Origin of the sequence: Streptomyces sp. NRRL WC-3618 (assembly GCF_001280005.1) — a bacterium.
Classification (GTDB): domain Bacteria; phylum Actinomycetota; class Actinomycetes; order Streptomycetales; family Streptomycetaceae; genus Streptomyces.
The window spans coordinates 1-9,879 of record NZ_LGDW01000112.1; the positions used below are offsets into that span (position 1 = coordinate 1).

The 9,879-nt window shown below is 66.6% G+C and carries 10 protein-coding genes; 7 read left to right on the forward strand and 3 right to left on the reverse strand.

Features of this window, described 5'->3' with window-relative positions:
• The first annotated feature begins 165 nt into the window (after window positions 1–165).
• From ADL01_RS13640 to ADL01_RS13655, 4 genes are all read left to right on the forward strand, one after another.
• Window positions 166–348 (forward strand): hypothetical protein, encoded by a 183-nt coding sequence (locus tag ADL01_RS13640; RefSeq protein WP_053742237.1) that lies wholly within the window; start codon window positions 166–168, stop codon window positions 346–348.
• A 102-nt stretch (window positions 349–450) separates the two neighbouring features.
• Window positions 451–846 (forward strand): BlaI/MecI/CopY family transcriptional regulator, encoded by a 396-nt coding sequence (locus ADL01_RS13645; RefSeq protein WP_053742245.1) that lies wholly within the window; start codon window positions 451–453, stop codon window positions 844–846.
• A 9-nt stretch (window positions 847–855) separates the two neighbouring features.
• Window positions 856–1,389, forward strand: a complete 534-nt coding sequence (locus tag ADL01_RS13650; RefSeq protein WP_053742238.1) for an amino-acid N-acetyltransferase — start codon at window positions 856–858, stop codon at window positions 1,387–1,389.
• Between the two features lie 227 nt (window positions 1,390–1,616).
• Entirely contained in the window at window positions 1,617–1,952 is a 336-nt protein-coding gene (locus ADL01_RS13655) for a histone-like nucleoid-structuring protein Lsr2 (protein ID WP_053742239.1), read from the forward strand.
• Here ADL01_RS13655 and ADL01_RS43685 read toward each other — a convergent pair.
• On the reverse strand, window positions 1,931–2,647 hold the full coding sequence (locus ADL01_RS43685; RefSeq protein ID WP_053742240.1) for an SCO3374 family protein: 717 nt from the start codon (window positions 2,645–2,647) through the stop codon (window positions 1,931–1,933). The genes ADL01_RS13655 and ADL01_RS43685 overlap by 22 nt on opposite strands.
• Window positions 2,648–3,088: 441 nt before the next feature.
• Between ADL01_RS43685 and ADL01_RS13665 the strand changes: the two genes are divergently transcribed.
• Complete coding sequence (locus ADL01_RS13665) at window positions 3,089–5,617, forward strand: ATP-dependent Clp protease ATP-binding subunit (RefSeq protein WP_053742241.1); 2,529 nt, start codon at window positions 3,089–3,091, stop codon at window positions 5,615–5,617.
• Between the two features lie 125 nt (window positions 5,618–5,742).
• On the opposite strand, the gene ADL01_RS13670 is transcribed toward ADL01_RS13665, so the two are convergent.
• Window positions 5,743–6,384 (reverse strand): HAD family acid phosphatase, encoded by a 642-nt coding sequence (locus ADL01_RS13670; protein ID WP_053742242.1) that lies wholly within the window; start codon window positions 6,382–6,384, stop codon window positions 5,743–5,745.
• A gap of 451 nt (window positions 6,385–6,835) precedes the next feature.
• On the opposite strand from ADL01_RS13670, the gene ADL01_RS13675 reads away from it, so the two are divergent.
• The gene (locus ADL01_RS13675) at window positions 6,836–7,483 is read left to right on the forward strand and encodes a M23 family metallopeptidase (protein ID WP_053742243.1); all 648 of its coding nucleotides are present in this window, start codon (window positions 6,836–6,838) and stop codon (window positions 7,481–7,483) included.
• Window positions 7,484–7,496: 13 nt separating this feature from the next.
• On the opposite strand, the gene ADL01_RS13680 is transcribed toward ADL01_RS13675, so the two are convergent.
• Window positions 7,497–8,105: a TetR/AcrR family transcriptional regulator gene (locus ADL01_RS13680; protein ID WP_053742244.1), complete on the reverse strand. Its 609-nt coding sequence runs from the start codon at window positions 8,103–8,105 to the stop codon at window positions 7,497–7,499.
• Between the two features lie 165 nt (window positions 8,106–8,270).
• Between ADL01_RS13680 and ADL01_RS13685 the strand changes: the two genes are divergently transcribed.
• A partial coding sequence (locus tag ADL01_RS13685) for an MDR family MFS transporter (RefSeq protein WP_053742246.1) occupies window positions 8,271–9,879 on the forward strand: 1,609 nt, incomplete at its 3' end.

Below are 9,879 nucleotides of genomic sequence, written 5' to 3' on the forward strand. Positions count from 1 at the left end.
CGTCCCCACCCCGGGCGAGGTCTTTCCCCGCCGCAAACCCACCCCGCCCGCGAATCCCCCGCAGCAGCTCGCCGCGGGCTGACCTGGCAGGCCGCGCAGGCCGGAATCACGAAAGGCCCGGGCCCCCGCCCGGGCCTTTCGTCGGCCCTGGCTACTCTGGACCCCATGGACTACGTCTCGGCGCTCGTGCCCCCGGTAGTGATGGCCGCGCTCTTCATCGGTGTGATCGTGACGATGGTGAAGAGTCAGGGCGGTGCCAACAAGGCCAAGGAGGACGCGGTCGTCGACGCCGTCCTCGCCCGGGCCGAGCAGAGCGGACAGGCCGGGCAGGACCGCGCCGTTTCGTAGGCATTTGGCAGCGAAAGCGCACGTCCCCCGCGCTATTCACCGTTTCTCCCACTAGTGTGCTGAGTTGTGCCTCGCCCATTGGGAGAACTCGAAGACGCGGTCATGACGCGGGTGTGGAAGTGGAACCGCCCGGTCACCGTTCGAGAAGTCCTGGAAGACCTTCGGCAGGAACGGTCCATCGCGTACACCACGGTGATGACCGTTTTGGACAATCTCCATCAGAAGGGCTGGGTCCGTCGCGAGGCGGAAGGCCGGGCCTATCGATATGAGGCGGTCTCCACCCGTGCCGCCTACGCGGCCGCGCTGATGAACGACGCGTGGTCGCAGAGTGACAACCCGGCCGCCGCTCTCGTCGCGTTCTTCGGCATGATGAGCGAAGAACAGCGGCTCGACCTCAGGGATGCCGTTCGCATCGTCCAAGGGCCGGAAGAGACGGAAGCCCCCGAACAAACCGACTACGAGAACCCCGCCTCGGCGCAAGGACCCACCGAGCGATAGCGTCCGCTCATGTCAGCGACGCGTCCCGAAGTCCCAGCGAAAGCCATCACCGTCCGGCGGGCCAGGACCAGCGATGTCCAGGCCGTACGCGGACTCCTTGACTCGTTCGTCCGTGGCCGTATCCTGCTCGACAAAGCGACGGTGACCCTTTACGAGGACATCCAGGAGTTCTGGGTCGCGGAACGCGACGACAACGGCGAGGTCGTGGGGTGCGGTGCACTCCATGTCATGTGGGAAGACCTCGCCGAAGTCCGCACTCTTGCGGTGAACCCGGACCTCAGGGGTTCCGGCGTGGGGCACCAGTTGCTGGAGAAGTTGCTGCAGACCGCCCGCTGGCTGGGTGTTCGTCGCGTTTTCTGTCTGACCTTTGAAGTGGACTTCTTCGGCAAGCACGGCTTCGTGGAGATCGGCGAGACACCCGTTGACACCGATGTCTACGCCGAGCTGCTGCGTTCCTATGACGAGGGCGTCGCGGAGTTCCTCGGTCTCGAACGAGTGAAACCGAACACCTTGGGCAACAGCCGGATGCTTCTGCATCTGTGATCGGGCATCCAGCAATTCTCTGAGCCGCCCTGCCCAGGTTCCCTATGTCCGAAACGCGCACGTTTCCGGTCCGGGGAAGGGAGGTCGGTCTCTCCCGGGGGTTTGTGTTTTTCCGGCAAAAGCGGTTTGCTTTCCGACGTACTGCAGTACTGCATATAACAGGGGACGCGAATCGGCGGCGCACGCCGCAGGCCTCGGCTCCCGAGTTATCGATGAAAGGAAATCCGGTGGCACAGAAGGTTCAGGTCCTTCTTGTCGACGACCTCGACGGCGGCGAGGCCGACGAGACCGTGACGTTCGCGTTGGACGGCAAGACGTACGAGATCGACCTCACGACTGCCAATGCTGACAAGCTTCGCGGTCTTCTCGACCCCTACGCCAAGAGCGGCCGACGTACCGGTGGCCGTGCTTCCGGCGGGCGTGGAAAGGCGCGTGTCGCTTCCGGCGGCAGCCAGGACACCGCGCAGATCCGCGCTTGGGCGAAGGAGAACGGTTACGAGGTCAACGACCGTGGCCGTGTTCCCGCGTCCATTCGCGAGGCTTACGAGAAGGCCAACGGCTGAGCGCACGCGCGCCGCAGTCGGATGCGATGGCATTGCGTCGCCAGCGTGTCCACCAGCCGTACGAGATCGGGGGCGCCTCCGACGCCTCCCAGGGCCGACATCGTCGGCAGCGGGATTTCCGTCCCGCGTCCTGTTTCAGGGGGCCGCAGCCAGAGCGCGGCCCCCTGCGGATTTGTACGCCCCGGGAAGTCGCCCGCCGCGACGGGCGGCCCGGGCTGTCCCGGCCGGCCGGGCGGCAGGGGTGCCTCGATGTCGCCGCCCGCCCCGATCGCCCTCAGGTCCGGCGTGAGCCGTCCCCATTCCAGCCAGTCCAGCAGCCCCGGCAACTCGTCCGCGCTGCCCGCGGCCACCAGCAGCAGCATCCGGTCCCCGCTCAGGGCCACCGGGGAACGCGGCGCCCGTGTCTGCCCCCGGTGCCGCAGCGCCGCGAAGCCCGCCTCCGCCGGCACGTCCAGTACGTCGAAGAGCAGGCCCGTGACCAGGCGCGGCGAAAGTCCCGCGGAAACCGGACCGGGCACTGTTGCCCACCCCAGTTCGTTCTCGTACCAACGCCGCACCTCGCTGGAGACGTGACCGAGGACGTCACTCGGGACGTCGCCAGCGGCTGCACCGGTGAGACCACTCGTGGTGTCACCCGTATCAAGAGCACGAGCAAGGGCGAGAGGCCGACGGGGAAGGGGGACAGCGGAGACCATGCCAAAGCCAACCGCCGCGAGAGGCCGCAAGTTACGCTGGGTGTCCCGGCGGATGCGCACAGTGTCGATTGCGGGAGTGCGTAAAGCCGGTCGGAGGCGCAATGTTGTTCGCCCGTAGCGGAGGGAACCGGTGCATCCGGCATGGAGTGTCAGTCCGTACGGGTAAGACATCCCTAGTGGGAGGGGGCGACACGCAGAAAAGGCCGTCTCACGTTCGCCATCGGCGTAGTGATAGTGAGGGTAACTGCCTGGCCTGCGGGAACATCGTCTCGCACGATCGGGTTGGAGCATATGTCGGCGTGCGGGGTCAGGAGGCTGTGTTGGTTCTCGGTCCGGTGTCGGCAGTTGGAATGAGCGGTCCCCGCTTGCGGGACTAAGCTGCGGAAGGACAGGGAGGGGAGCGTCCCCTTACTGCCTGACCGCTCTGAGGAGCGATTAACGATGTTCGAGAGGTTCACCGACCGCGCGCGGCGGGTTGTCGTCCTGGCTCAGGAAGAAGCCCGGATGCTCAACCACAACTACATCGGCACCGAGCACATCCTCCTGGGCCTGATCCACGAGGGTGAGGGTGTCGCCGCTAAGGCCCTGGAGAGCCTCGGGATTTCGCTCGAGGCGGTCCGCCAGCAGGTGGAGGAGATCATCGGGCAGGGGCAGCAGGCCCCGTCCGGGCACATCCCCTTCACCCCCCGTGCCAAGAAGGTCCTGGAGCTTTCGCTCCGCGAGGCCCTTCAGCTGGGCCACAACTACATCGGCACGGAACACATCCTGCTCGGCCTGATCCGCGAGGGTGAGGGCGTCGCCGCCCAGGTCCTCGTCAAGCTGGGCGCAGATCTCAACCGGGTGCGGCAGCAGGTCATCCAGCTGCTCTCCGGCTACCAGGGCAAGGAGACCGCCGGCGCCAGTGGCGGCCCCGCCGAGGGCACCCCCTCGACGTCCCTGGTCCTCGACCAGTTCGGCCGGAACCTCACCCAGGCCGCTCGTGAATCCAAGCTCGACCCGGTCATCGGGCGCGAGAAGGAGATCGAGCGGGTCATGCAGGTGCTGTCCCGCCGTACGAAGAACAACCCGGTCCTCATCGGTGAGCCCGGCGTCGGCAAGACCGCCGTCGTCGAGGGTCTCGCCCAGGCCATCGTCAAGGGCGAGGTGCCCGAGACCCTCAAGGACAAGCACCTCTACACCCTGGACCTCGGCGCGCTCGTCGCCGGCTCCCGCTACCGCGGTGACTTCGAGGAGCGCCTGAAGAAGGTCCTCAAGGAGATCCGCACCCGCGGCGACATCATCCTGTTCATCGACGAGCTGCACACGCTCGTCGGCGCGGGTGCCGCCGAGGGCGCCATCGACGCGGCCTCCATCCTCAAGCCGATGCTGGCCCGTGGCGAGCTCCAGACCATCGGTGCGACCACGCTCGACGAGTACCGCAAGCACCTCGAGAAGGACGCGGCCCTCGAGCGCCGCTTCCAGCCGATCCAGGTGGCGGAGCCTTCCCTCCCCCACACGATCGAGATCCTCAAGGGCCTGCGCGACCGGTACGAGGCGCATCACCGCGTCTCGATCACCGACGAGGCCCTGGTGCAGGCGGCGACGCTCGCCGACCGGTACATCTCGGACCGGTTCCTGCCGGACAAGGCGATCGACCTCATCGACGAGGCCGGTTCCCGGATGCGCATCCGCCGGATGACCGCTCCGCCGGACCTGCGCGAGTTCGACGAGAAGATCGCCGGCGTGCGCCGCGACAAGGAGTCCGCGATCGACTCGCAGGACTTCGAGAAGGCCGCCTCCCTGCGTGACAAGGAGAAGCAGCTCCTCGCCGCGAAGGCCAAGCGGGAGAAGGAGTGGAAGGCCGGCGACATGGACGTCGTCGCCGAGGTCGACGGCGAGCTGATCGCCGAGGTCCTGGCGACCGCCACCGGCATCCCGGTCTTCAAGCTGACCGAGGAGGAGTCGAGCCGTCTGCTGCGCATGGAGGACGAGCTCCACAAGCGGGTCATCGGCCAGACGGACGCCGTCAAGGCGCTCTCGAAGGCGATCCGTCGTACGCGTGCGGGTCTGAAGGACCCGAAGCGTCCCGGTGGTTCGTTCATCTTCGCGGGCCCGTCCGGTGTCGGTAAGACCGAGCTGAGCAAGGCCCTGGCCGAGTTCCTCTTCGGTGACGAGGACGCGCTGATCTCCCTCGACATGTCGGAGTTCAGCGAGAAGCACACGGTGTCGCGTCTCTTCGGTTCCCCGCCCGGATACGTGGGTTACGAAGAGGGCGGCCAGCTGACCGAGAAGGTCCGCCGCAAGCCGTTCTCCGTCGTCCTCTTCGACGAGGTCGAGAAGGCCCACCCGGACATCTTCAACTCGCTGCTGCAGATCCTGGAGGACGGTCGCCTGACCGACTCCCAGGGCCGGGTCGTGGACTTCAAGAACACGGTCATCATCATGACGACCAACCTCGGCACGCGGGACATCTCGAAGGGCTTCAACCTGGGCTTCGCGGCCTCCGGTGACAAGAAGTCCAACTACGAGCGCATGAAGAACAAGGTCTCGGACGAGCTCAAGCAGCACTTCCGCCCCGAGTTCCTCAACCGCGTCGACGACGTCGTCGTCTTCCCGCAGCTCACGCAGGTCGACATCCTCCAGATCGTCGACCTGATGGTCGGCAAGGTGGACGAGCGCCTCAAGGACCGGGACATGGGCATCGAGCTCTCCCAGGCCGCCAAGGAGCTGCTGTCCAAGAAGGGTTACGACCCCGTCATGGGCGCCCGCCCGCTGCGTCGCACGATCCAGCGCGAGATCGAGGACACGCTCTCCGAGAAGATCCTCTTCGGTGAGCTGCGCCCCGGTCACATCGTGGTCGTCGACACGGAGGGCGAGGGTGAGACGGCGACCTTCACCTTCCGGGGTGAGGAGAAGTCGGCGCTGCCCGACGTCCCGCCGATCGAGCAGGCGGCCGGCGGTGCCGGACCGAACCTGAGCAAGGAGGCGTGATCCTGCGGGGTCGCGTCCGAGGCCCGACGGTCTTCCCTGAGACTGAGGGGTCTGCCTAAGGGTTCTGTACGAACGAGAGGGGCCGGTGCTTCACAGCACCGGCCCCTCTCGCATGCCCTGACGACCTACGACAGTTGGCCGTCGTAGTCCGGCAGCTTGTACGTCTTCTCCGCGTGGCCGCCCGACAGGTCGGTGGTGCTGTTACCGATGTTGGCGATGATCGTGTAGCCCTTGGACTCGATGTCGACGCGCTTCGCGGTCTTGTAGTCGGCCACGTTCTTGAAGAGATCGAACAGATTGCGCACGTACAGACCCGCGACGTCGTAGCCGACGTGCGTGAGGTTGTACTGCGTCACGGGCTTGATGATGTCCGGGCGCGCGGTGACGAAGAAGAGGGCGACACCGTGGTCCTGGGCGTACTGGGCCACCTTCAGCACGGGCGCGTTGGCCGGTGACGGGTAGCTGAAGCCGAAGTCGGTCTCCAGGGTGGTGTTGTCGATGTCGAAGACGATCGCCGGCTTCTCCCCCTTGGAGGCGGCGGCGATGCGCTGCTTCAGGTAGGGCAGTGCCTGGTCCATCACGGCCTGGCAGTCCCGCTGCCAGGTGGCGTGGTCGACGTTCTCGGCGGCGGCCGCCGACACGGACGCGGTGGACGCGGTGGTCGCGGCCTGGGCGGTGCCGGGGCCGGCCAGTGTCATGGCGGCGACCGCGGCGGCTGCGGTCAGGCCGATACGGCGTGTCCGGGGCGTCCAGGAGCCTCTTGTCATCGGGATGGGGGTCCTCTCACGTCGGGCTGGGCGGTGCCAGGGCATGCGCATGTCAGGGCCATGCTTATAGAGCCGGATGGCGCTGACGGGAAGGGCACATTACTCACGGGTAGCGGCGAGGTGCCAGTAGCCGGAGCGGGTTTATTCGGCGCGTTGTGCGCGTCACAGTCATACGTTTCTGGATCTTGCGGGCCGGTGACATGAGGCACAGGCGAATTGCTCATTACTAGGGTGATTAGTTGGTGTTCATGCGAGTGAGGTGTGATTTGTTCTGAGTGGGGGAAGGCGTTTGTTTTGTCAATAAGTGGGTGAATTGGTAGGTCATTACTATCTTGTGTCGTAGTACGTGGGTTTGAGGCTTAGTGACGGGTGGGGGTACCAAGGGATTGCCCATCCGGCCGGAACGCACGTGCCGGGTGGCTTTCTCTGTCCCCGTCCCCGTGAGGTCCTGATGTTCCAGCGCGCCGCCACCCCGTCCACCGACTCCCGTACGGCCCGTCTCCCCCGCGTCTCTCGCGTCTCTCGCGTCTCCCGCGTCTCACGTGTCTCGGCTCTGGCCGTCGGCCTCGGGGTGTCGGTCGCGCTGGGGGCGGCCGGGGTCGCGACTGCCGCCGAGACGGGTGCGACGGGCGCCGTAAAGGTTCAGGCCGCCGCCAAGAAGGTCGCTGCCAAGAAGGCCGCCTCCTGGGTGGACCCGGTCCGGAAGTACAAGCTGAGCGCCGGCTTCAACCAGGCCGGCAACATGTGGTCGTCCACCCACTCCGGCCAGGACTTCGCCGTGCCGAGCGGTACCAAGGTCGTCGCCGCGCACGGCGGCACCGTCGTCAAGGCCGGCGGCAACGGCGCCGGTGACGGTCCGGCGTACGGCAATGCCGTCGTCATCAGGCACGGCAACGGGACGTACTCGCAGTACGCCCATCTCTCGCGGATCGGCGTGAAGGTCGGCCAGGTCGTGGTGACCGGGCAGCACATCGCCATGTCCGGCAACACCGGGAACTCCAGCGGGCCGCACCTGCACTTCGAGATCCGTACGACCCCCAACTACGGGTCCGCCGTCGACCCGGTCGCCTTTCTGCGGGCCAAGGGCGTGACCGTCTGACCGGACGGGGCGGTTACGAGGGCTGCCCCGCGCTCTCGTGCGGCTGCCCGGCACCCTCGTGTGCCTGGGTCACCAGGTCGATCGCGACCTCCAGGACCGCCTTGCGCTTGTCGTCCGCGTCACCCGCGAGGTCCTGGAGGACGAACATCCCGGCGTGCAGGGTGAACATCGCGCTGATGCAGCGGACCTGGTCGACCAGGGGGGCCTCCGGATCGATGATGATCTCCCGCATGGCGAGCATGCGTGTCTTGAACGTGTCGCCGATGCTCAGATCCCGTACCGTCGCCTGGTTCTCCTGCATGAAGCGGAAGAGCGGGGCGGCCTTGGTGAGCGCCTCGCTGTAGCGGCGTACGATCTCCTGCTTCGTGTCGAGGGTGTGCGGCTGCTGGCGGCCCCACTCGATCAGGTCCTCGATCGGCTTCGTCAGGTCCTCGAACAGGCTGACGATGATCTCTTCCTTGGTCTTGAAGTGGTAGTAGAGGGCCGCCTTCGTGACGTCGAGGCGCTCGGCCACCTCCCGCAGCGAGGTCTTCTCGTAGCCCTGCTCGGCGAAGAGTTCGAGCGCCACGTCCTGGATGCGCTGGCGGGTGTCCCCGCGGCGGCGCTGCTTGGTGCGGTCCATGCTCGACTCCGGCTTCTGCGGCTTCTGCTGCTGCTGGCCTCTCGGGAGTGCCCTTGAGGAAATACTTACTTGACGCCCGGCTAGTTAGGGGTTTAGCTTCCCCAGTGTAGCCAACTTGCCGGTCGGCAAGTAAGTAGGAGTGCGTGGGGGAGTGGGGTGGAGACGATGGCGGACAAGCGGGCAGTTGAGGACGAGCAGGGCGGCCAGGGTGCCGTAGGCGAGCAGGGCAAGCCGGAGGGCAAGCAGGGCAAGCCGGAGGGCAAGCAGCCGCGGAGTGTGCGGGTGGTGCTGCTGGCGCTCATGATCGCGATGATGCTCGCGATGCTGGACAACATGATCATCGGTACGGCGATGCCGACGATCGTCGGTGAACTGGGCGGGCTCGAACACCTGGCGTGGGTCGTCACCGCCTACACGCTCGCCACCGCCGCCTCCACCCCGATCTGGGGCAAGCTCGGCGACATGTACGGGCGCAAGGGCGTCTTCATGACCTCGATCGTGCTCTTCCTGATCGGGTCGGCGCTCAGCGGTATGGCCCAGGACATGGGACAGCTGATCGGCTTCCGCGCGGTGCAGGGGCTCGGTGCCGGTGGCCTGATGGTCGGCGTCATGGCGATCATCGGGGACCTGATTCCGCCGCGTGAGCGTGGCAAGTACCAGGGCCTGATGGCCGGTGTGATGGCGCTCGCCATGATCGGCGGACCGCTGGTCGGCGGAGCGCTGACAGACCACCTGGGCTGGCGCTGGTCGTTCTACATCAACCTGCCACTGGGTGTCGTGGCGCTCGCCGCCATCAGCGTGGTGCTGCACCTGCCGAAGAAGCGGGCGAAGACGCGGATCGACTACCCGGGCGTCGCGCTGCTGACCGTCGGCATCACGTCGATCGTGCTCGTCACGACCTGGGGTGGTACGGAGTACGCGTGGGGCTCCGCCATGATCATGGAGCTCATCGGGATCGGCGTCTCCTCGCTCGTCGGGTTCGTGTTCTGGCAGACCAAGGCCGCCGAGCCGATCATTCCGCTCCACATCTTCCGCAGCCGCAACTTCACCCTGATGTCCGTCATCGGCTTCATCACCGGGTTCGTGATGTTCGGCGCGGTGCTGTTCCTGCCGCTGTACCAGCAGTCCGTGCAGGGCGCGTCCGCGACCAACTCCGGGCTGCTGCTGCTTCCGATGCTCGCGGCGATGATGGTCGTGTCCATGATCGCGGGGCGGGTGACGACGAGCAGCGGCAAGTACAAGGTGTTCCCGGTGGCCGGCGGTGTGCTGCTGAGCATCGGGCTGTACCTGCTCTCGCAGATGGACACGGACACCTCGCGGCTGACGTCCGGTCTGTACATGGCGGTGGCCGGGGCGGGCATGGGCTGTCTGATGCAGATCACCATGCTGGTCGCGCAGAACAGCGTCGAGATGAAGGACATGGGAGTCGCGTCCTCCACGACCACTCTGTTCCGTACGCTCGGGTCCTCGTTCGGGGTCGCGATCATGGGGGCGCTGTTCAACAGCCGGGTGCAGGACGTGATGCACGAGCGGGCCGGGGCGCTGGGGTCCCAGGTGACCGAGCGGTCGGCGCAGTTGGACGCGGCGAGCCTGGCGAAGTTGCCTGCGGCGGCGCGGGAGGCGTACCAGTACGCGGTGGCCTCCGGGACGCACTCGGCGTTTCTGCTGGGGGCTGTGGTGGCGGTTGCTGTGCTGGCGGCGGCGGTGTTCGTGAAGGAGGTTCCGTTGAAGGGGGCGGGGCCGGAGAAGGGTGGGGAGTCGCCGGGGGCGGCGG